Genomic DNA, 21,554 nt, shown 5'->3' on the forward strand with positions numbered 1-21,554 from the left:
TGGCAGGATGGAACCCATGACTTATTCCGCGGCGGAAGACCGCTACGAATCCATGCCCTACCGCCGGGTAGGCCGCAGCGGCCTGAAGCTCCCGGCCATCTCGCTGGGCCTGTGGCACAACTTCGGCGACGACAAGCGTTTCGACGAACAGCGCGCCATCCTGCGCCGCGCGTTCGATCTTGGTGTGAACCACTTCGACCTCGCCAACAACTACGGCCCGCCGGACGGATCCGCCGAGACCAACTTCGGCCGGCACCTCAAGGACGACTTCAAGCCGTACCGCGATGAGCTGGTCATCTCCACCAAAGCCGGCTACTACATGTGGCCGGGCCCCTACGGAGAGTGGGGCTCACGGAAGTACCTGCTTTCCAGCCTGGACCAGTCGCTCGAGCGTATGGGCCTGGACTACGTGGACATCTTCTACAGCCACCGGCCGGACCCGGAAACGCCGCTGGAAGAAACCATGGGCGCCCTGGACTACGCCGTCCGCTCGGGAAAGGCTCTGTACGCGGGCATCTCCTCCTACACTCCGGAGCAGACCATCGAAGCCGCCCGCATCCTGAAGGAGCTCGGCACGCCGCTGCTCATCCACCAGCCCAGCTACTCCATGTTCAACCGCTGGACCGAGAACGGCAGCCCCAACCTCTACGAGGCGCTCGACCAGGTGGGGGCAGGGTCCATCGCCTTCTCACCGCTGGCACAGGGCATGCTCACCGACCGCTACCTCAACGGCATCCCGGACGATTCCCGCGCAGCCAAGGCCAGGTTCCTGTCCGAGGACGCCATCACGGATGAGAAGCTCGACCGTATCCGCGGCCTGAAAGCCATCGCCGAAGGCCGCGGCCAGACGCTCGCGCAGATGGCCATCGGCTGGATCCTCCGGGACCAGCCCAAGGGCTCCCCGGTGACATCAGCCCTGGTGGGGGCCTCCAGTGTCCGCCAGCTCGAGGACACGCTCTCCGCCATCAACAACCTCGGATTCAGCGCTGACGAACTGACCGCCATTGATGAATTCGCGGTCGAATCGGACATCAACCTGTGGAAGCAGGCCGTCTGACGAAAACCCCCTTTCTTACGCAGCGGGACCGGTGGAACAAGAGCCGGTCCCGCTGTGTTGGGTACTATGAATAAGCGCCGCGCGGCGCTGTCCCAGCCGGCCGCCGTCGCAATTTCCCCGACGCATTATCAGGCCGGCTGACGTTTGTCCTAAGGAGTTCCGTGTCTTCACATCCGATCCGTGTCGCAATCGTCGGCGTAGGCAACTGCGCCGCGTCGCTGGTGCAGGGCGTCCAGTACTACAAGGACGCCGACGCCACGGCGACCATCCCGGGCCTCATGCACGTTGAGTTCGGCCAGTACCACGTGGGCGATGTCCAGTTCGTGGCCGCGTTCGACGTCGACGGCAAGAAGGTGGGCAACGACCTCGCCGATGCCATCCTCGCCAGCGAAAACAACACCATCAAGATTGCCGACGTCCCACCCACCGGCGTAACCGTCCAGCGCGGCCACACCCTGGACGGCCTCGGCAAGTACTACCTCGAGACCATTGAGGAATCCACCGAAGAGCCCGTTGACGTGGTTCAGGCCCTCAAGGACGCCGATGTTGACGTCATGGTCTGCTACCTGCCCGTCGGCTCCCAGGCGGCTGCTGAGTTCTACGCCCAGGCCGCCATCGACGCCGGCGTTGCCTTCGTCAACGCGCTTCCGGTGTTCATTGCCGGCACCAAGGCCTGGGCGGACAAGTTCACCGCCGCCGGTGTTCCGATCGTGGGCGACGACATCAAGAGCCAGATCGGTGCCACCATCACGCACCGCGTCATGGCCAAGCTGTTCGAGGACCGCGGCGTCACCCTGGACCGCACGTACCAGCTGAACGTCGGCGGCAACATGGACTTCAAGAACATGCTGGAACGCGACCGCCTTGAGTCCAAGAAGATCTCCAAGACCCAGGCAGTCACCTCCAACGTCGAGGCCGAGCTCGCCGCCAAGGACGTCCACATTGGCCCGTCCGACTACGTCCAGTGGCTCGATGACCGCAAGTGGGCCTTCGTCCGCCTGGAAGGCCGCAACTTCGGTGATGCCCCCGTGTCGCTGGAGTACAAGCTGGAAGTCTGGGACTCGCCCAACTCCGCCGGTGTGATCATCGATGCCATCCGCGCCGCCAAGATCGGCCTGGACCGTGGCATCGGCGGCCCGCTGCTCTCCGCCTCCAGCTACTTCATGAAGTCCCCGCCGGAGCAGTTCAACGACGACCTCGCCCGTGAAAAGGTCGAGGCCTTCATCCGCGGCGACCTGGAGCGCTAACCCCCCCCGGCGTTGCCCTATCACTTGGAGTTCCCAAAACCCTGTTAGGAACTCCAAGTGGTAGGGCAACCCGCGTTTAAGGGGCCGTCAGCCACCTTCAAGGGTGCGGATGGCATGGCTCGCCTGGGCAACGGCGAGGAGCTTGAGCATGAGTTGGGAATGCATGTGCATCCCGACGGCGGCAGTCAGGATGACGTCATTGACGTCTTCACCCGCCGTGGTCAGTTCCAGGTCCAGGCCGGCGATCGCGTCAACTGCGCTGCTGTACCGGTCAAGGAGCTCAAGCGGCAGGGTGATGCCGAGGTCCTGCATGGCCGCAACGTGCCGGTCCAGTGCATCCCTTGCATCGCTGGGCACATCGGGCCAGCTTCGCATGCGTACGACGGCGTCTGCCGCCGCCGTGCGCTCAACGTCGCCCGCAGCAGGTTCGAGGTTGAGGACCACGCGCTGGACGTGCGCCAGCAGCGACAGGCGCGGAACGCCGTCGTCCGCCATTTTCACGATGCTGCGGATCTGTTCGATATTCAGGCCCACGATCTGACGCAGTGAGCGGATCAATTCCAAACGTTTGACGTGGTCCGTGGTGTAGCTGGCGCGCGTGGCGTGAACGGACTTGCCGGGCGGCAGGAGTCCTTCGCGCAGGTAGTACTTGATGCTTGCCGCGGACGTTCCGGTGACTTCGCTAAGCTCCTTCAGCTGCATGGCGCCTCCGTAAGGTAGCGGACAGCCGGTCCACTATCTTGATGTACTTTACTGGATAGTGCCTCTATCTTAGAACTATGGAGCACTGGAACGTCTTACTTGTCAGCCACGTTGTTGCGGCACTCTTCGTCCTGGCTGTCGGACCGGTGCAGATCCTCCGGCGGCGGCGCGACCGGATTCACCGGACCATGGGTTACTTGTGGGTGGCAGCCATGTACTACGTGTGCTTCAGCAGTTTTGGCATTGTCAGCGATGGCCATTTCAGTTGGCTGCACGGGCTGTCTGCCTTCACTATCGTCACCGTCACACTCGGGTTGATCAGCGCAGTGCGGCGCAATATCCCGGCCCACCGCGGCAACATGGTGGGGAGCTACATCGGGATCGCCATTGCCTTTGGGTTTGCTGTGGGGGTTCCGGGGCGCAGCATTCCGCTGCTTCTTCTGGCCGATCCCGGTACAGCCTTTTTCGTCGCCGCTCTGGTGCTGCTGTCCGTTGGCGTAGCTTACGCATCCCTGATCAGAGGCGACAGGAAAATCACCGTTTCCTCGGCCTGGAGGAACGGGGAATCCCACGGTGACACCAGGGGCGATGCAGTCGTGGCACAGCGGCCCTAGAGAGCACGCGCGAATCCGGCTGAGGCTGCAGGATCCATGGTGGAAGCTCTTATCGCTCGCTTGATGTGTTTAATTGCGGTAGTGAAGTTGTCCTCATTGTCAGCCTTGTCGAACACGAGGACTGTCCAGCCTGCCGCCTCAAAGGCTTTGTTTCTGCGTCGATCGCTGAGGCGCTGCGACTCTTGAAGGTGATGGCCGCCGTCGTACTGGATCGCGATCCGGCACCGACGATACCCCAGGTCCGCGGAAGGAGAACGGCTGTCTCCTTGCCGAAGGCGCACCTGCAATTCCGGATCCGGAAGGCCGGCGTCCAGGATGCCAAGGCGGAGGAACGTTTCCGGCGCCGAATCTGAGCCGACACGCATCAGATCGAGTGCCTGCCTGGCACGCACGATGCCCTGAAGATTTGAATGCCGCTTGATCAAGGCTTTGAGGTCGGAGACGGAAGTGTAGGCCTCCGCCCTGCCCTCGAAAGCGGGACGTGGCATTCGGATCAGCTCATCTCCCAATGCCACGAGGCCATTGAGCGGCAGAATACGAGCCATGTCCAGCCACGTCCGGGCACGGGTACTGAGCCAAATTCCCTCCACCAACTCGATTTCGCCGGGCCCGGAGATGACCCGGTGGCCGCAAATGCCCTGCCTCCTAACGCCGGGAAGGGCTTTAGGTTTGCTGAGGTGGAGCTCGTTGGAGTCCGAAAGCCACGGCGGTAGGTACGAATTGCGGAGCCGAGCCGCCGTTACGTGGGATATCCAGGCTCCCGGTGTTGCTTCCGACAGCGCGCGCGCCGCATCTTCTAGATCGAAAGACCAGGAAGCCGGGCGGAAGAGGCCGCGTCCGACGTGCTCGACGTCGGCACGCCTCAGACGATCGCGAGTCAGATTGGCGCTCACGGCACTTTCGACAGTGAAGGGCTTGGTTGCGAGGTGGACCGGTAATGGAGGGCTGCTGCGCATACTGCATTCTCACCGATTCATCCGACAAGCCTCGGAAGTTATCCACAGGGGTCAGCCCAGTTCGTGGGCCGCTGAATTCGATGCTGAGCGCGCGTTTGGATTTGTGCCGCCACTAGTGAGCGCGCGTTTGGATTTGTGCCGCCACAAGTGAGCGCGTGTGTGGATTTAGACCGCCACGAGTGAGCGCGCGTCGGGAGGGGGGAAAGGGGAGGGATGGGGCCGGGGGCTAGGTAAGGCCTACCGGGTTGCCGTCGGGGTCCACGTCCATGCGGAGCGCGGCCGGCACAGCGGGAAGCCCGGGCATGGTCATCACGGCGCCGGTCAGCGCCACGATGAAGCCAGCGCCGGTCTTGGGCAGCAGGTCGCGGACGTGGATGGTGAATCCTTTGGGGGCGCCGAGCCGGGCGGCGTCGTCGGTAAAGGAGTACTGGGTCTTGGCCATGCACACGGGAAACCCGCCCCAGCCGTTGCGCTCAATATCAGCCAGCCGTTTCAGTGCGGGGACGGAGAAGTCCACCCCGTCGGCCCCGTAGATCTCCTGCGCAATGGTGCGGATCTTGTCCTCCACGGAGAGCTCCAGCGGGTACAGGTGGCGGAACTTGTTGGGCGCCTCCAGGGCCCGCACCACCAGCGCGGCGAGCTCATCCCCGCCGTCGCCGCCGCCGCCCCGGCCCCACACATCGGCCACGGCAGCCGCAACACCTTCCGCGGCGCACCACGCCAGCAGCCAGTCCAGTTCCTCCGCCGTATCCGTGGCGAACCTGTTGATGGCCACCACCGGCGTCACCCCGAATTTCTCCACGTTGTGGACGTGCCGGCGCAGGTTCTCGACGCCGGCCTCCAGCGCTGCCACGTCCGGCCGGGTCAGCTGGTCCTTGGCTACGCCGCCCTGCATCTTCAGCGCCCGCACGGTGGCCACCACCACGACGGCGGACGGCGCCAGTCCGCCGATCCGCGCCTTGATGTCCATGAACTTTTCGGCACCCAGGTCGGCCCCGAAACCGGCCTCCGTGACCACGATGTCCGCCAGCCGCCGTGCGGTCTGGGTGGCGACGAGGGAGTTGCAGCCGTGCGCGATGTTGGCGAACGGGCCGCCGTGGACCAGCGCCGGGGTGCCGGCGATGGTCTGCACCAGGTTGGGTTTCACCGCTTCCTTGAGCAGGAGGGCCAGCGCTCCCTGAACCCCCAGGTCCGCCACTGTCACCGGGACGCGCTCATAGGTGTACCCGAACGTGATCCTGCCCAGGCGTTCCCGGAGGTCGGCCAGGTCCGTGGCGAGGCAGAATACGGCCATGATCTCGGAAGCGACGGTGATGTCGAACCCGTCCTGGCGCGGCACGCCCTGCGCCGGCCCGCCGAGGCCGATCACCACTTCCCGCAGGGCCCGGTCGTTCATGTCCAGGACACGCTTGAAGGTCATCCGCCGCGGATCGATGTTCAAGGCGTTGCCCTGGTAGATGTGGTTGTCCACCAGTGCCATCAGGGCGTTGTTGGCGGAGGTGATGGCGTGGAAATCACCGGTGAAATGCAGGTTGATCTCATCCATCGGCAGCACCTGCGAGTAGCCTCCGCCGGTGGCACCGCCCTTCATCCCCAGGACCGGGCCCAGCGAGGGCTCACGCAGGGCGATCATCACGTTGTGGCCGGCCCGCGCCAGGGAGTCCGCCAGCCCCACGGTGGTGGTGGACTTTCCTTCGCCGGCCGGCGTGGGGGACATGGCCGAGACCAGCACCAGCTTGCCGTGCGGCGGCGGTGCGTCCAGCCGGGCGGGATCGATTTTGGCTTTGTAACGCCCGTACTGTTCCAGCGCTGCGGCATTCACCCCTGCGGCAGCGGCAATGTCTTCGATGGGCCTGATGCGTGCTGCCCGTGCTATCTCGAGGTCGCTGGGAACGCCGGTCATGGCGTCAGGTTACAGGAACGGCCGGCACAAGGTGGCCCACGTGCCGGTCGACGGCGGCGTGGTAGCTTTCGAGCGTGATGGCGGCGGTGCGGGACCAACCGGAGTTCTGGGCGCGGATGGCGGCGGCCCGGCCCATGTCCACCCGGGTAGCGGGATCGTCGTAGAGCGCCTCAAAGGCGTCCGCCCAGTCGGCCGCGTGGTGGCCGTCCACCAGCAGCCCGGTCCGGCCGTGGAAGATGGCCCGGGACAGTCCGCCCACCCGGGTTGCCACCACCGGGGTCCCGCAGGCCTGGGCTTCCAGGGCCACCAGGCCGAAGGATTCGCTGAAGGATGGCATCACCACGACGTCGGCCGCGCGGAACCAGGCCGCCAGCTCAGGCGCCGTGACCGGTGGAAGCTGCGTGACGACGTCGTCCATCTCCGCGTCTGCCACGAGCTTGCGGAGGTTGAATTCCTTGTTGCCGCTGAGCTCGCCCAAGATGGTGAGCCGCAGGTCGATGTCCGGACGCCGCTGCCGCAGCAGGGCGGCCGCCTTGACCAGCACCTGCGGGCCTTTGAGCCGCTGGATGCGGCCGGCGAACAGGAGGTGGAACGTTCCCGGATCCACGCCGTGGTCCTTCCGCGCTTTGGTCCGGAAGGCCGGGGTGAACGTGGCCAGGTCCACGCCCGGGGGAGCGATGTCTATCCGGTCGTAGTCCGCGCCGTAGTGCGACACGAGCTCGGCGGCCTCGGAGCTGGTGTTGGCGATGAGGCGTGCCGCCCCGTCCACGATCTGGTGTTCGCCCACCTCCCGCCGCCGCGGCTCGGGCTGTTCGCCGGATTCGAGCAGGAGGTTCTTCACCTTGGCCATGGTGTGCATGGTGTGCACCAGCGGCACACCCCACAGTTCGGACAGTTCCAGCCCGGCGATGCCGGACACCCAGTAGTGCGAGTGGATGACGTCGTAGCGGCCGTGCGGCTGCCGGCGGCGGATCTGTTCGATCTCTTCAACCATGCTGTGCAGCAGGCCCGGCAGTTCTTCCTTGGGGATCTTCTTCGGCGGTCCGGCCAGGACGTTGTGGACACAGACGCCGGGATCCGGATGTTCGACGGCGGGCTGGCCGGCCGACGTGGCCCGCGTGAAGATCTCCACTTCAACGCCGGCTTCGGCCAGGGCCGAGGCCAGTTCACGGATGTAGACGTTCATGCCGCCGGCATCGCCGGAACCCGGCTGTTCCATGGGCGAGGTGTGGAGTGACAGCAAGGCCACCCTGCGGATCAATGCCAAGGGACCTCCTTCCGGCCGCCGGCGCGTATTACGGGCGCACCTGCCCCGGGTACCCGTTCAGTGCGCACTCGGTAAAACACTACTCCTTCAGCCAACCGGGGCCGCAGCCGCCCCGTTACCACGCCACAGCGCCCGCAGCTCCGGGAATGCTTCCTCATAACCGGACAGGAGCCCGCCTGCCAGTTCCTCCGAATCCACCAGCGGATGCCGCGCGAAGGCCGCAAGGGCGGCGGCACGGTCGCCGGTGGTGGCTGCCCGGACGGTGAGCCGTTCCACGTCCTTGACCTGCCGCAGCAACCGGAGCTGCGGCCCGGGTGGAACCTGCTGGGGAAGCGGCAGCGCGCCGTCGGCCGTCACCATGCAGGGAAGTTCGACGACGGCGTCCGCGGGCAGTCCCGGAATGGCGGGTTCCTGAGCGCCCGGGTTCAGTGAGTTGCGGGTGTTCAGGATCAGCTGCGTCCCGCCTGCCCCGGAGAGCGCCCGCATGGCGGCGAGCGCCACCCGTTCGTAGCCGCCGCCGGCGAGGTCGTCTTCGTCCCGCTGCGTGCCTTCCGGGCGTGCCTCGGCCAGGTAGCCCTCCTCGCGGGACCGGCGGGCGCCATCCCACAACCGGAAGGCGTCCGTACCGGCGCCGGCGAGGCGTGGATAGAGGTCCTGCTGCTGCGCGTGGATGCTCTCGCCGCGCGTGTGCTGCATCGCCTGCATGGCACGCCGGGCGGCGTCGCGCCGGTAGTAGTAATACAGGTACTCGTTGGGCAGCATGCCGAGCCCTGCCAGGAACGGCTGGTCGAACAGCCGGCCCTCCTCGAAGGACGCCAGGGCGGCGGGATCGGCGAGCAGCCCCGGCAGCAGGTCGCGGCCGCCGGACTCCAGCCGGTACAGCCAGCCCAGGTGGTTCAGCCCGAAGTAGCCCACGCCGTCGAGCCTTCCCGCCGGCAGGTCCGCTCCCGCAGCGTGTGCGGCGCGCTGCACCAGGGCACCCGCCGAGTCGCAGATGCCCACCACCCGGTTCCCCAGCACCGGGATGAGGGCCTCGGTGACCATGCCTGCCGGGTTGGTGAAGTTGATCAGCCGGGCCCCCGGGCAGTGCCGGTCCATGAGGCGCGCCAGGTGGACCATGTGCGGAATGGTCCGCAGCGCATAGGAGATGCCGCCCGCCCCCGTGGTTTCCTGCCCCAGCAGCCCCAGGTCCTGGGCCACCTTCTCGTCCGCGATCCGCCCGGCGGTCCCGCCCGGACGCATCGCGGCGAACACCATGTCCGTCCCGGGCAGGGCGCGGGCCAGATCGGTGGTGGAACGGATCGGCAGCCGCGGGGCGGGGCCCGCCGGCATGCTGTGCAGCACGGCGGTGACGGCTCCAAGGCGGGCGGGATCGACGTCGTACAGCACCAGTTCGGTGACCAGCCCGGCAAAGCGGCCCGAAACCAGCGCCCGGTAGATGAGCGGCACCCGGAAACCCCCGCCGCCGGCAATCAGAAGCCGCATACCCAGCAGTCTAGGGCGGGCCCGGGCGCTCCTCTACCGGATGTCGTTGGCAGGGCGTAGTGTGCCGGACATGGACGCGATGCCGGCACGCCCTTTTGATCCGCTGGCCTCGGTCCGGAAACACTCCGGGCCCGGGTTCGATCTCCTGCTGGCCGGAACCGTCTACCAGGACATCATTTTCACCGGACTGCCGCACGGCCCTGAACCGGGCACCGAAATCTGGAGCGACGGCATGGGCAGCTGCCCCGGCGGGGTGGCGAACCAGGCCATCGCGGCGGCCCGGCTGGGGCTCCGGACCGGCCTGGCCGCAGTGTTCGGAGATGACGGCTATGGCGACTTCAACTGGAAGATCCTCTCCGGCCAGGAGCGGGTGGACCTGAGCCTGTCCCGCCGGGTGGAGGGGTGGCACTCGCCGGTGACGGTGTCACTGTGCGTCGAGAAGGACCGGTCCATGGTCACCCATGGACATGCCGCCCCGGTCACGTCCTCCGAGCTCATCGGGGAGCCGCCGCCCACCCTGGCCGGCATCGCGGAGGTGGGCCTGGAAGTGGAACCCTGGGCACGCGCCGCCCACGCGGCCGGCGTAAAACTCTTCGGTGACGTGGGCTGGGACCCCACCGGGGAGTGGGCTCCGGTCCGGCTGGAAAACCTGCAGTACTTCCATGCGTTCCTGCCCAACCAGCGCGAAGCCATGGCGCTGACCGGGAAGGACAATGCCTGGTCTGCCCTGTATGCGCTCGCGGACCGGGTCCCCGTGGCTGTGGTGACACTCGGCCCGCAGGGGGCGCTCGCCGTCGATTCGGAAACCGGGGAGGAGGAGTGGGTTCCGTCCCTGCCGGTCAAGGCACTTGACCCCACCGGAGCAGGTGACTGTTTCGACGCCGCGTTCATTGTGGGCTCACTGGCCGGCTGGCCGCTGGGCAACAGGCTCAGGTTCGCCAACCTATGCGCCTCCCTGGCCGTGCAGGAAGTGGGCGGGTCGCTGGCCGCTCCCGGCTGGGGAGACATCGCCGACTGGTGGAAGCGCGCCAACGCCCGGCCCGAACGCCAGATGAGCCAGTGGCTGCGCCGCTTCGGGTTCCTGGCCGAGATCATCCAGGACGTCCCGCAGGCAGCCCAGCGGAGGGCCGCCGCCACCATCGCCCACCTCTCGGACGCCTGAGCAGCCGCTGCCGCTTGAATATTCCCTGCCGCCCGAACACTGCCATCCCGGCAGCGCCGGGAGTCCGATTATCCGGCCGAAGGCACCCCTACTAGAATCGCTACCGTGACTTACCCCGCCCCAACCGGTGAAATCAGCGCTGCTTCAGTGCACGATCCCCACTACGAGCGTTCCGCCGTGATCGACCTTGACGCCATCCGGCACAACGTCCGCCGGCTCGCTGCGGCTGCCTCGCCGGCCAAGGTCATGGCCGTGGTCAAGGCCGACGCCTACGGGCACGGTGCCGTCCCCGTTGCCCGTGCCACACTGGAGGCCGGCGCTGCCTGGCTGGGGGTGGCGCACATCTCCGAGGCGCTCGCCCTGCGCGCTGCCGGGATCGACGCACCGCTGCTGGCGTGGCTGCACACCACGGACAGCAACTTCGGCGCGGCGGTGGCGGCCGGCGTCGACATTGGCTGTTCAGGGTGGGAACTCGAACGGATTGTTGCCGCGGCCCGCGAGCAGGAGCGCCCGGCCAGGATCCACCTCAAGGTGGACACCGGGCTGGGCCGCAACGGCGCCACCCTGGAGTACTGGGACACGCTGGTGGGCGAAGCCATGGAGTACCAGGACCAGGGCGTGCTCCGGGTGGTGGGCATCTTCTCCCACCTCGCCGTCGCTGACGAACCCGAACGCCCCGAAACCGACCACCAGCTGGCAGCCTTCCGCGACGCGCTCGCAGTGGCCGAGGACGCCGGGGTGGACGCCGAAGTCCGGCACCTGGCCAACACTCCCGCCACCCTGTCCCGGCCGGACACCCACTTCGACCTGGTGCGCGTGGGCCTGGGCATCTACGGGCTTTCACCCTTTAACGGCCAGACTTCCGCGGAACTTGGCCTGCGGCCGGCCATGGCGCTGCGGACCAAGGTGTCCCAGTGCAAGGCCGTCCCGGCAGGGCAGGGGGTTTCCTACGGACTCCATTACCGGACTGCCGGCGCCAGCACACTGGGCCTGATCCCGTTGGGCTACGCAGACGGTATCCCGCGGGTCGCCACCGGCGGGCCGGTCCGGGTGGCCGGCACCACCTACCCGGTGGTGGGCCGCATCGCCATGGACCAGATGGTCATCGACCTCGGCCCGGGAGTCCGCGGGGCCGCGCTGCTGGGCGCCGAGGCGGAGCTTTTCGGCAGCGGAGCCGACGGCGGCCCCACGGCTGATGACTGGGCCCACGCCGCCGGGACCATCAACTATGAGATCGTCACGCGGATCAGTCCGCGCGTGCCGCGCCGCTTCATCAACGAACAGGACACGTCCGGCGGCGGGAACGCTTCTGCCTCCGGCAGGGAAGGGGCCCTGTGAGCGCCGCGAACCTGCCCGGCCACACGGCCGAGCCGAACTGGGAAAGAACCTATCGGGCCACGACGGCGGACCAGACCCATGCGCTCGGCGCGGGGCTGGCCCGGATCCTGGACGCCGGCGACCTGGTGGTGCTCTCCGGCGAGCTGGGTGCCGGGAAGACCACTCTGACCCAGGGGCTGGGGGAGGGACTGGGAGTCCGCTCCGGCATCATTTCCCCCACCTTCGTGCTGGTGCGGATCCACCCCAATCTCCTTGACGGGCCCCGCCCCGGCGGACCGGACCTCGTCCACGTGGATGCCTACCGGCTCGGTTCGGCCGCCGAAGTGGACGACATTGACCTCGAGAACACCATGGACACGTCCGTGACAGTGGTGGAGTGGGGCCACGACCGGGTGGAACACCTGAGCGAGAACCGGCTGGAGATCGACCTGCACCGCGCCATCGGCCTCGGCGGAGGCTTCGGCCACAGGTCCGTTGCCGACGGGACCACTGAAACCGCGAACGCCGGACCGGACGGCGCACGCGAAAGCCTGGACTTTGATACGGACGACACGGACGAACCACGCACCATCGTCATGCGTGGGTATGGCCCCCGTTGGGCCGACGCTCCGGAGCTGGACGTTGCCGGGGGGACCAACTGATGCTGATCCTCGCAATCGACACCTCGGCCGTGGCCAGCGCAGCCCTGGTCTCCGACGATGCCCTGGAAGGCGTCGTTGCCAACTTCTCCACCGAGGACACCCGCAGCCACGCCGAAGTGCTGGCCCCGGGCATCGCAGGAATGCTGGCGGACGCCGGCCTCGCTGGAGGAGACATCGACGCCCTGGTGGTGGGTGTGGGACCCGGCCCGTTCACCGGGCTGCGGTCCGGCATCGCCACGGCACGCACCCTGGCCTTCGTATGGGGCAAGCCCCTGCACGGCCTGATGAGCCTCGACGCAATCGCACTGGAGGTGGCCGAGTCGACGGCGGCCGCCCCCGAGTTCCTGGTGGTCACCGACGCGCGCCGCAAGGAGGTCTACTGGGCCCGCTACAGCCTGGCCGAAGGTCAGTTGCCGGTGCTCGAAGACGGGCCGCATGTCGGCTTCGCCGCGGACCTGCCGGACCTGCCCGCGTACGGTGCGGGCGCCGGCCTGTACGCGGACGCACTCCGGGCGGACCCGGACTTTGCCCGTGAGCAGCCGGACGCCCTGTACCTGGGGCAGTTCGCCCTGGCCAGGCTGGCCTCCGGCGCGGGGCTCCTGGACTCCACGCCCCTGTACCTTCGGGAATCCGACGCCCAGGTCCCGGGGCCGCGGAAGAGGGCCCTGTGAGTGCCGCCGGGCCGGAAGGAATTCCGGAGCCCCGTTCCGCCGCTATGGAAAGCGTCGCCATCCGGGACATGACGGAGGCCGATATCCCCGCCGTCAGCGCCCTCGAACAGGAACTGTTTCCGGTGGACGCCTGGCCGGTGCAGATGTTCTTCGACGAACTGGCGCAGCCGGAAACCCGCCGCTACCTTGTGGCCGAAGGAACGGACGGCATCGTCGGCTATGCCGGGCTCATGTGCATTGAACCCATCGCGGATGTCCAGACGATCGCCGTCGTGCCCCACCGTGAGGGCCTCGGCATCGGCAGCACGCTCCTCACCGAACTGATCGACGAGGCCCGCCGGCGGCGCGCCGCGGACGTCCTGCTGGAAGTGCGTGCCGACAACCCCCGCGCCCAGCGGCTGTACCTCCGTTTCGGCTTCCAACAGATCCATATCCGCCCCCGGTACTACCGCGACGGCGTGGATGCCCTGATCATGCGGCTGGCGCTGGTGCCGGAGACAGAAACAGAATCCCCAAGCAAAGGAATCCGGCCATGAACCGCACGCAGCCGCTGGTGCTGGGCATCGAATCCTCCTGCGACGAAACCGGCGTCGGCGTCGTCCGGGGAACCACGCTCCTGGCCAACACGGTGTCCTCATCGATGGACGAGCATGTCCGGTTCGGCGGCGTCATCCCGGAGATCGCCTCGCGCGCGCACCTCGATGCTTTTGTACCCACCCTGGAACAGGCCCTCGCGGAAGCCGGCGCCACCCCTGGACGACGTCGATGCCATCGCGGTGACCTCAGGCCCGGGGCTGGCCGGTGCCCTGATGGTCGGAGTCTGCGCCGCGAAGGCACTGGCCGTAGCCACCGGCAAGCCGCTCTACGCCATCAACCACCTGGTGGCCCATGTGGGCGTGGGGCTCCTGGATGACCGGGCAACCGGAAAGCAGCAGGCCCTCCCCGAGAACCTCGGCGCCCTGCTGGTCTCCGGCGGCCACACTGAAATCCTCCGGATCAACAGCATCACCAGCGACGTGGAACTCCTGGGCTCCACCATCGATGACGCCGCCGGCGAGGCCTACGACAAGGTGGCCCGCATCCTGGGACTCGGCTATCCGGGCGGTCCCGCCATCGACAGGGAGGCCCGCACCGGCAACCCGAAGGCGATCCGTTTCCCGCGCGGCCTCAGCCAGCCCAAGTACATGGGAACGTCGGACGAGCCGGGCAAGCACCGCTACGACTGGTCCTTCAGCGGACTGAAGACCGCCGTGGCCAGGTGCGTGGAACAGTTTGAAGCCCGCGGGGAAGACATCCCGGTGGCTGACATCGCCGCCGCATTCCAGGAAGCCGTGGTGGACGTGATCTCCTCAAAGGCCGTGCTTGCCTGCAGGGAACACGGGATCAAGGACGTGCTGCTGGGTGGCGGCGTGGCCGCAAACTCGAGGCTGCGGGAGCTCACGGGACAGCGCTGCGCGTCGGCCGGAATCCGGCTTCACGTTCCGCCGCTGGACCTGTGCACGGACAACGGGGCCATGGTGGCCGCCCTCGGGGCGCAGCTGGTCATGGCGGGCGCCGAACCCAGCGGGATCGGTTTCGCACCGGACTCCTCGATGCCCGTCACCTCGGTCTCCCTCCAGGCCTGAACACCCCCGTACGTCAGGCGGTGGGGCCGTTGCGCATCTGCTTGACCAGGTCCAGGACCACGGCCTGCAGGTTGCCGCCGTTGTCCTCCGCCACGCGCCGCTGGCGCTGGTAGCCGGCACCGCGGCGGATGATCTTCTCGACGTCGGCCAGCTCATCCTGGCAGCCCAGTTTCGCCGCTACGGGCTCCAGCCGGTTCAGCGTTTCCATCAGGTGGTCCGTCACCAGCTGCTCCTTGCCGGCGGCGTCCAGGATGATGATGGCATCCATGCCGTAGCGGGCGGCACGCCACTTGTTTTCCTGGACGTGCCACGGCGGCATGGTGGGAATGGTGCCGCCGTTGTCCAGGGTGGTGGAGAACTCGTCCACCAGGCACTGGGTGAGGGCCGCGATGGCGCCGACTTCCTCCAGGGTGGCCAGGCCGTCGCAGATGCGCATTTCAATGGTTCCCAGGGCCGGCACCGGCCGGATGTCCCAGCGGATCTCGGAGATGGTGTCGATCACCCCGGTGGTGAACATGTCCTGGACATAGGACTCGTATTCAGACCAGGACGGGAACTGGAACGGCAGGCCCGCGGTGGGCAGCTGCTGGAACATCAGGGCACGGTGCGAGGCGTAGCCGGTGTCCTCGCCGCCCCAGAACGGGCTGGACGCGGACAACGCCTGGAAATGCGGGAAATAGTTGACCAGTCCGTCGAGCACGGGGAGGGCCTTCTCGCGGCGGTCCAGGCCCACGTGGACGTGCACGCCGTAGATGACCATCTGCCGGCCCCACCACTGGGTACGGTCAATGAGCTTGGCGTAGCGGGCCTTGTCCGTCACGGGCTGCAGCTGCGGCGGGCTGAACGGGTGGCTGCCGGCGCAGAAGAGCTCCACGCCCATGGGATCGGTGATTTCCCGGACGGCGGCCACGGAGCGGCTGAGGTCTTCCTTCGCCTCGGCAGCGGTCTCGCAGATTCCCGTGACCAGTTCCACCGTGTTCAGCAGCAGTTCCTGCTTGATGTGGGGGTGTTCGTCATCCTCGTTCAGCTCGGGATGGCGGGAGGCGACACCGCGGAGCACCTCATTGGCGACAGACGCGAGCTCGCCGGTGCGGCCGTCCACCAGCGCCAGTTCCCACTCAACACCAAGGGTTGATTGCCTCGATGGTGCGAAGTCGATCTTCACGCATTTCCTCACTGTCCGGGATGCCGCTGGCTGGTGCCGCTTCCGGGACGTGCCGGCAAACGAACGGGTGTTTCAAGTCTATAGCGCAGGGGTAGCATCATAATGATGTCCCCGTTCCAACGCCTGCGTGACAGTACCCACAAAACCCTTCCCCTGATCGCGGCTTTGTCCGTTGCTGCCCTGGCCGCGTGCACGGCAGGGCCGCCCACTCCTGCGCCCTCAACGCCGGCGTCGTCTCCGTCAGCTTCCGCATCGGCGTCGCCCGGCACGTCCCCGGCAGCGCCGCGTACGACGCCGGCCCCCACCACGGCGTCCCCGTCACCTGATCCGGGTTCCCGGCCCCTGGGCTGGGGCCCCCAGCAGCGCGACCAGGACGCGGCAGCAGCCGCCGTGGCGGCCATGGCGCCAGAGCAAAAGGCCGGCCAGGTCCTGCTTCCTTTCTACGGCGGGCAGCAGGTGGAAGCGCAGGCAGCCGCCATCGAACGTTTGCACCTGGCCGGCAGCATCATCATGGGCGACAACGTTCCCCGCGACCCGCAGGGAAAGGTGGACGTCGCCGCCATGACGGCGGCCAACCAGCGGCTCTCCCGGGCGACCACCGCTGACGGTGACCCGTGGCCGGGCATCGTCGGCGTGGACCAGGAAGGCGGGATCGTGGCCAGGCTGGGAGCGCCGCTGACCGAATGGCCAACACCCATGAGCTACGGTGCCGCTGGAAACGCGGCCCTCACGCGGGACGCCGGGCAGGGTGTGGCAGGGGAGCTGGCACCGCTGGGCTTCAACCTGGACTTCGCGCCGGACGCGGATGTCACCATCGGCCCCAAAGACCCCACCATCGGCGCCCGGTCCATGTCCGGGGACCCGGCAGCTGCGGCGACGCAGAGCGTGTCATTCGCCCAGGGCATGCTGGCCGCCGGGGTGCTGCCCACTGTCAAGCACTTTCCCGGCCACGGTTCGGTCACCGCCGATTCGCACCTTAGCCTCCCGCTCCAGAACGCCGGCGTGGAGGAGTTGCGCGGCCGGGACTGGAAGCCCTTCCAGTCAGCCGTCGACTCAGGCTTGCCGATAGTGATGACCGGGCACATCGCCGTGCCCGCGCTGGAACCCGGCGTGCCGGCGTCGCTCTCGTCCAGGACCTACGCCGCGCTGCGAGGCCTCGGTTTCAAGGGCGTGGCGGTGACCGATGCCCTGAACATGGGCGCCGTCACCAAGCAGTACCCGGCCGGTTCCGCCGCCGTTTCCGCCCTGGCCGCCGGGGCCGACCTGCTGCTGATGCCGGCCGATGCCGCGCAGGCGCACGCCGCAATAGTCCAGGCTGTGGCCTCCGGTGCCCTGCCGAAGGAACGGCTGGACGAAGCCGCCACCCGGGTGGCCACCATGATGATCTGGCAGGGGCGGAGGGGGTCCGCGCCCGCCCCCGCGGGCAGTGGCGCGGCACTGTCCGCCAAGGTCTCCGGGTCCGCCGTCACCATCCTGGCCGGTAACTGCAGCGGACCGCTGGTCCCCGGAGCTGTCCGGGTAACCGGCGGGGGACCGGGCGACAAGGAACGGTTTGAGGCCGCGGCCGCCCGCGCAGGCCTGGCCGTGGGCTCGGGACCACTGGTCAGCCTCATCGGGTACGGCGGCGCGCCCGCCGGCGGCGACATCGCCGTCACTTTGGATGCCCCCTGGCCGCTGCAGGGTTCCCCCGCTCCGGTCAAGATTGCACTGTACGGCCGGACCGACGCCGCCTTCGATGCCCTGGCCGCCGTGCTGGCCGGAAAGGCGGCGGCCCCCGGAAAGCTGCCGGCCGCCGTCGGGCCCTATCCTGCCGGCAGCGGCTGCGCCTAACCTCCCCGGGCCGCGTTTAATGGACAGGTGCCTATCCTCAATAAAGACATGACCCTCTGCATCTCCCTCTCGGCCCGGCCCAGCAACAACGGGACGCGCTTCCACAACCACCTGTACGGGCAGCTGGACCTGAACTGGATCTACAAGGCCTTCGCGCCCACCAACCTGGAGCAGGCCATTGCCGGCGTCCGGGGCCTCGGTATCCGCGGCTGCGCCGTGTCCATGCCGTACAAGGAGGATGTGATTGCGCTGGTGGACGAGATGGACCCCTCGGCCAAAGCCATTGATTCAGTCAACACCATCGTGAACACGGACGGGCACCTCAAGGCCTACAACACCGACTACACGGCCATCGAGCAGCTGCTGGCCACCAACTCGGTGCCGACCGGCTACTCGGTCCTGGTCCAGGGCGCCGGCGGCATGGCGAAAGCAACCGTGGCGGCGCTGCGCGACGCAGGCTTCACGGACGTCACCGTCATCGCCCGGAACGAGGCGGCGGGCCGGGCGCTCGCCGAACAGTACGGCTTTAGCTGGCGTGCAGCGCTCGACGGCGGTATGGCGGACATGATCGTCAACGTGACACCTATCGGTATGGCAGGCGGTGCGGACGCCGACGCGCTGTCCTTCCCGTCAGAAGCCATCGACGCCGCGAAACTCGTCTTCGACGTGGTGGCGCTGCCGGCGGAAACACCGCTGATCCGGGCGGCCCGGGCGGCGGGCAAGCCGGTGATCACCGGTGCTGAGGTGGCCACCATCCAGGCGCTGGAGCAGTTTGTGCTGTACACCGGTGTGCGTCCCACGACGGACCAGGTACGGGCCGCCGAGGAATTTACCCGCGCGCAGTAACGCCTACGCCGGCTTGACCGGCTCCACCTCGATGGCCACCCGGTCCTCGCCGATGCGGGTGAGGACCAAGGTGGCGGTCCGGCCGCCCTTCCTGTTGCCCGCGCCCTTGCCGCCCAGCAGTTGCTTGCGGAGTTCCTCCGGCGTGACGGCGGTGCCGCGCTTCTTGATGTCCAGCACGGTGATGCCTTCCTGCTTCACCCAGGACTTCAGCGCCTTGACGTTGTACGGCATCACACGCAGGACCTTATAGGCGCGGGCGAACGGGGTATCTGCGAGGGCGGGCGAGCAGATGTAGGCGATGTGCTCGTCCAGCAGGTGCCCGCGCAGTTCGAGCGCGAGGTCGGCCACGAGGCCTGCCCGGATGACCGCTCCGTCCGGCTCATACAGGTACCCTTCAGCCGGGCCCACCGGAGCCTCGGGCCCCTCCCCAAAATCCTCCCCGCTGGTCAGCTCGGCCGCTCCCTGCGGTCCCAGCAGCAGGGCCGCGCGGCGTATCCCCGGCCGGCTGACCGAGTTGAACCACAGGGCCACTTCGGTGACGTCCCCACCAACGGACACCCACTGCGCTTCGCAGCCCTGCGGAACCGAATCGTGGGGCATGCCCGGGCCCATCTTGACGCCCACGGCCTTCCCGGACGCGGCAAGGGACTCCACGAAGGACAACGGGGGAGAGAACGCCTCGGGGTCCCAGATGCGCTTGGTGCCGGAGGTGGAGGTGACCCTGCGCGCCGGGTCCAGCCAGACGCCGTCCACCCCGTCCAGGGGGACCGAGGTGGCGTCGGCGTGCACAACCTCCGCATTGGGAAAGGGGATGAGGTTCACCGTGGCGCACGCGGCCGTGGTTTCATCGAGCTCCACTGCCGTCACGGCGATGTCCAGGGAGGCGAGGGCCAGCGAATCGGCGCCGAGCCCGCAGCCCAGGTCCGCCACGTGGCTAACGCCGGCGGCGGCGAACCGCTGGGCGTGCCGGGCGGCAACATTCAGGCGGGTGGCCTGTTCCAGCCCCGCCTGGGTGAAGAGCATTTGCCGGGCGAACTCGCCGAACTTCGCTCCGGCCTTCGTGCGGAGCCGGGACTGGGTGAGCACGGCGGACACCAGTTCGGGGTTGTGGCCGGCCTTCCGGAGTTCACCGTTCAGGGCGAAGGACCCGTCCTCGGTGTAGGGGCCCAGCGACGCCAGCAACTCCCATCCTTCGGGGGTCAGCAGTGGTGCAATCTGGTCCTGGGGAGCGTGAGCCATGCGTTCCAGCCTAGTGCCCCGGGCTGCGGCGGGATGCCGATAGTGTTGAACCCATGGTTGACAGCGCAGGTCCCGAACAGTCCGGAGAACAGCCGCCCCCGGTCCAGGGTCCGGCGAGGTACGCGCGGCCCGCGTTGATCGCCGGTGCGGTGCTGGCAGTGGTGTGCCTGGCGCTGCTGGTCATCATCTTCTTCCTGGACACGTTCAACGCCACTGTCTATTCCGTGGGCGGTAACAACATCCAGGACAACACGCAGGAAGCGCAGGACATCCGCGGCCTGTATTCCGGTGCGCGGGCGGGAGGAATCGCCCTCCTGGCGGCGTCGCTGCTGGTGGTCCTCGCCTCCTCCGTGGTCCTCTACCGGGTCCGTAACCGGGGCAACGCCTCCGATGGCGGCGAGGACGTCGGCTTCGACGACCTCGGCCGCTGAGGGCGCTGGCCCGCACCCGTCAGCAGGACCCCTGAAATCACCAGGACGCCGCCTGCAATCTGGGCCGCCGTGATGGGCTGGCCCAGCAGTACGGTGATGATCGCCGTGAAGACCGCGATGAGGTTGAGGTAGTTTCCGGCATTTGCCGCGCTGGTGCGCTTCAGCGCCAGGTTCCACAGCAGGTAGGAGCCCAGCGAGGGGAAGACGGCGATGAACGCCAGGGACCAGGCCCCGGACTGGGTGGACGGGAACCCTGCACCGGTCACGGCGGCCACAGGAGCCAGGGCAACGGCCGCTAGGGCCGCCTGCAAGGCCGTGGAGGTGACGGCGGGTACCGCTACGCGACGGGCCAGGACCGTGTAGAGGCCCCAGACGGTGATGGCCGCCAGGATCAGCAGTTCGCCGGCGCCCAGCGAGAAGGTCAGGAGCCGCTGCAGCTGCCCGCCGGTGAGGACCAGCAGGACACCCGCCAGGCCAAATGCCAGGCCGATCCAGCCCAATGGCCGCGGTCTGTCCTTCAGCAGCACCGCGGCAAGCACCATGATCAGCACCGGGTTTGCGGCCGTCACCAGGGACGCGTTCAGTGCTGACGTGTGCTGCAGGGCGCTGTAGAGCAGCAGCGTGTAGGCGGTCATGCCCAGCGCGCTGAGCATGAGCAGCGCGGGCCAGTGGCGGAGGACTGCCCGCCAGTTGGGGCGGTCCACCACGTGCGCGAGGAACAGCAGCGGCAGGGCGGCCAGTGTCCAGCGCCAGAACGTCAACTGCAGCGGGGCCATGGACTGAACGGCGGCCTGGCCCACCACGAAGTTTCCGGCCCAGAAGAGGGTGGCAAGGATCAGGAAGAAGGCGGCTCGCACCGGTTCAATGTACAGGCTAAGTGTTCTCCGATGACGAAATGGCTGGCACTCGCCTTGACCGAGTGCTAACCCCGGCCTAGAGTCTTCATTAGCACTCTCCCTAGGAGGGTGCTAACACATGAAGAGCTGCCAGCCTGGCTGCTGCCGGCACCGCGACGACGGTTGCCAGCCATGGCAAACGGCTTTCAAGTCCACGAATTTGCTGACGAAAAGGAGAGGTCCGAGTGTCGGTCTCTATTAAGCCTCTTGAGGATCGTATTGTTGTCCGCCCGCTCGAAGCCGAGCAGACCACGGCTTCCGGCCTGGTAATCCCGGACTCCGCGCAGGAGAAGCCGCAGGAAGGCGAAGTTGTCGCAGTTGGCCCCGGCCGCTTCGAAGACGGCAACCGCGTCCCGGTCGACGTAGCTGTCGGCGACGTAGTCATCTACTCCAAGTACGGCGGAACCGAAGTCAAGACCGGTGGCACCGAATACCTCGTGCTGTCCGCCCGCGACGTCCTGGCGATCGTCGTAAAGTAA

At 67.6% G+C, this 21,554-nt stretch carries 20 protein-coding genes and 1 pseudogene; 13 read left to right on the forward strand and 8 right to left on the reverse strand.

Features of this window, described 5'->3' with window-relative positions; genetic code table 11:
* The first annotated feature begins 16 nt into the window (after window positions 1–16).
* Together mgrA and OVA06_RS05075 are read left to right on the forward strand one after the other, a co-directional pair.
* Entirely contained in the window at window positions 17–1,057 is a 1,041-nt protein-coding gene (mgrA, locus tag OVA06_RS05070; protein WP_268156757.1) for an L-glyceraldehyde 3-phosphate reductase, read from the forward strand.
* Between the two features lie 161 nt (window positions 1,058–1,218).
* Window positions 1,219–2,304: an inositol-3-phosphate synthase gene (locus tag OVA06_RS05075; protein WP_056075239.1), complete on the forward strand. Its 1,086-nt coding sequence runs from the start codon at window positions 1,219–1,221 to the stop codon at window positions 2,302–2,304.
* An 87-nt stretch (window positions 2,305–2,391) separates the two neighbouring features.
* Here OVA06_RS05075 and OVA06_RS05080 read toward each other — a convergent pair whose 3' ends face one another.
* Complete coding sequence (locus tag OVA06_RS05080) at window positions 2,392–3,006, reverse strand: MerR family transcriptional regulator (RefSeq protein WP_268156759.1); 615 nt, start codon at window positions 3,004–3,006, stop codon at window positions 2,392–2,394.
* Window positions 3,007–3,083: 77 nt separating this feature from the next.
* Here OVA06_RS05080 and OVA06_RS05085 point away from each other — a divergent pair, with 77 nt between their 5' ends.
* Window positions 3,084–3,620, forward strand: a complete 537-nt coding sequence (locus tag OVA06_RS05085) for a DUF2306 domain-containing protein (protein ID WP_268156761.1) — start codon at window positions 3,084–3,086, stop codon at window positions 3,618–3,620.
* Here OVA06_RS05085 and OVA06_RS05090 read toward each other — a convergent pair.
* From OVA06_RS05090 to OVA06_RS05105, 4 genes are all read right to left on the reverse strand, one after another.
* On the reverse strand, window positions 3,617–4,576 hold the full coding sequence (locus OVA06_RS05090; protein WP_268156763.1) for a DUF559 domain-containing protein: 960 nt from the start codon (window positions 4,574–4,576) through the stop codon (window positions 3,617–3,619). The two genes, OVA06_RS05085 and OVA06_RS05090, sit on opposite strands and share 4 nt — an antisense overlap.
* 226 nt (window positions 4,577–4,802) lie before the next feature.
* Window positions 4,803–6,479 (reverse strand): formate--tetrahydrofolate ligase, encoded by a 1,677-nt coding sequence (locus OVA06_RS05095; protein WP_268156765.1) that lies wholly within the window; start codon window positions 6,477–6,479, stop codon window positions 4,803–4,805.
* A gap of 4 nt (window positions 6,480–6,483) precedes the next feature.
* The gene (gene mshA, locus OVA06_RS05100; RefSeq protein ID WP_268156767.1) at window positions 6,484–7,746 is read right to left on the reverse strand and encodes a D-inositol-3-phosphate glycosyltransferase; all 1,263 of its coding nucleotides are present in this window, start codon (window positions 7,744–7,746) and stop codon (window positions 6,484–6,486) included.
* Window positions 7,747–7,833: 87 nt separating this feature from the next.
* On the reverse strand, window positions 7,834–9,231 hold the full coding sequence (locus OVA06_RS05105; protein ID WP_268156769.1) for a family 4 glycosyl hydrolase: 1,398 nt from the start codon (window positions 9,229–9,231) through the stop codon (window positions 7,834–7,836).
* Between the two features lie 70 nt (window positions 9,232–9,301).
* Here OVA06_RS05105 and OVA06_RS05110 point away from each other — a divergent pair, with 70 nt between their 5' ends.
* The 6 genes and pseudogenes from OVA06_RS05110 (at window position 9,302) to tsaD (ending at window position 14,668) form a co-directional block, all read left to right on the forward strand.
* Window positions 9,302–10,393: a carbohydrate kinase family protein gene (locus OVA06_RS05110; protein WP_056076375.1), complete on the forward strand. Its 1,092-nt coding sequence runs from the start codon at window positions 9,302–9,304 to the stop codon at window positions 10,391–10,393.
* Window positions 10,394–10,498: 105 nt separating this feature from the next.
* Entirely contained in the window at window positions 10,499–11,731 is a 1,233-nt protein-coding gene (gene alr, locus OVA06_RS05115) for an alanine racemase (protein ID WP_268156771.1), read from the forward strand.
* On the forward strand, window positions 11,728–12,372 hold the full coding sequence (gene tsaE / locus OVA06_RS05120) for a tRNA (adenosine(37)-N6)-threonylcarbamoyltransferase complex ATPase subunit type 1 TsaE (protein WP_268156773.1): 645 nt from the start codon (window positions 11,728–11,730) through the stop codon (window positions 12,370–12,372). The genes alr and tsaE overlap by 4 nt, the downstream gene beginning before the upstream one ends.
* Complete coding sequence (tsaB, locus tag OVA06_RS05125) at window positions 12,372–13,043, forward strand: tRNA (adenosine(37)-N6)-threonylcarbamoyltransferase complex dimerization subunit type 1 TsaB (protein ID WP_268156775.1); 672 nt, start codon at window positions 12,372–12,374, stop codon at window positions 13,041–13,043. The genes tsaE and tsaB overlap by 1 nt, the downstream gene beginning before the upstream one ends.
* A 44-nt stretch (window positions 13,044–13,087) precedes the next feature.
* Window positions 13,088–13,579, forward strand: coding sequence for a ribosomal protein S18-alanine N-acetyltransferase (gene rimI / locus OVA06_RS05130; protein ID WP_268160639.1), 492 nt, complete (start codon window positions 13,088–13,090; stop codon window positions 13,577–13,579).
* Window positions 13,576–14,668, forward strand: a pseudogene (tsaD, locus tag OVA06_RS05135) (tRNA (adenosine(37)-N6)-threonylcarbamoyltransferase complex transferase subunit TsaD). The gene rimI and the pseudogene tsaD overlap by 4 nt, the downstream one beginning before the upstream one ends.
* A gap of 13 nt (window positions 14,669–14,681) precedes the next feature.
* Here the strand turns inward: tsaD and OVA06_RS05140 are convergent.
* Entirely contained in the window at window positions 14,682–15,833 is a 1,152-nt protein-coding gene (locus OVA06_RS05140; protein ID WP_056075210.1) for a glutamate--cysteine ligase, read from the reverse strand.
* Between the two features lie 399 nt (window positions 15,834–16,232).
* Between OVA06_RS05140 and OVA06_RS05145 the strand changes: the two genes are divergently transcribed.
* Together OVA06_RS05145 and OVA06_RS05150 are read left to right on the forward strand one after the other, a co-directional pair.
* Window positions 16,233–17,663: a glycoside hydrolase family 3 N-terminal domain-containing protein gene (locus OVA06_RS05145; protein WP_268160641.1), complete on the forward strand. Its 1,431-nt coding sequence runs from the start codon at window positions 16,233–16,235 to the stop codon at window positions 17,661–17,663.
* Window positions 17,664–17,690: 27 nt separating this feature from the next.
* Window positions 17,691–18,509 carry a shikimate 5-dehydrogenase gene (locus OVA06_RS05150; protein WP_268156777.1) on the forward strand — a complete coding sequence of 273 codons (819 nt, stop codon included), beginning with the start codon at window positions 17,691–17,693 and terminating at the stop codon, window positions 18,507–18,509.
* A 3-nt stretch (window positions 18,510–18,512) separates the two neighbouring features.
* Here the strand turns inward: OVA06_RS05150 and OVA06_RS05155 are convergent, their stop codons facing one another.
* Complete coding sequence (locus OVA06_RS05155; protein ID WP_268156779.1) at window positions 18,513–19,748, reverse strand: class I SAM-dependent methyltransferase; 1,236 nt, start codon at window positions 19,746–19,748, stop codon at window positions 18,513–18,515.
* A gap of 53 nt (window positions 19,749–19,801) precedes the next feature.
* Here OVA06_RS05155 and OVA06_RS05160 point away from each other — a divergent pair, with 53 nt between their 5' ends.
* The gene (locus OVA06_RS05160; RefSeq protein ID WP_268156781.1) at window positions 19,802–20,179 is read left to right on the forward strand and encodes a hypothetical protein; all 378 of its coding nucleotides are present in this window, start codon (window positions 19,802–19,804) and stop codon (window positions 20,177–20,179) included.
* On the opposite strand, the gene OVA06_RS05165 is transcribed toward OVA06_RS05160, so the two are convergent.
* Window positions 20,107–21,036, reverse strand: coding sequence for a DMT family transporter (locus tag OVA06_RS05165; RefSeq protein ID WP_268156783.1), 930 nt, complete (start codon window positions 21,034–21,036; stop codon window positions 20,107–20,109). The genes OVA06_RS05160 and OVA06_RS05165 overlap by 73 nt on opposite strands.
* A 224-nt stretch (window positions 21,037–21,260) precedes the next feature.
* Between OVA06_RS05165 and groES the strand changes: the two genes are divergently transcribed.
* Window positions 21,261–21,554 (forward strand): co-chaperone GroES, encoded by a 294-nt coding sequence (groES, locus tag OVA06_RS05170; protein ID WP_003805290.1) that lies wholly within the window; start codon window positions 21,261–21,263, stop codon window positions 21,552–21,554.

Origin of the sequence: Pseudarthrobacter sp. SL88, assembly GCF_026672455.1 — a bacterium.
Lineage (GTDB): Bacteria > Actinomycetota > Actinomycetes > Actinomycetales > Micrococcaceae > Arthrobacter.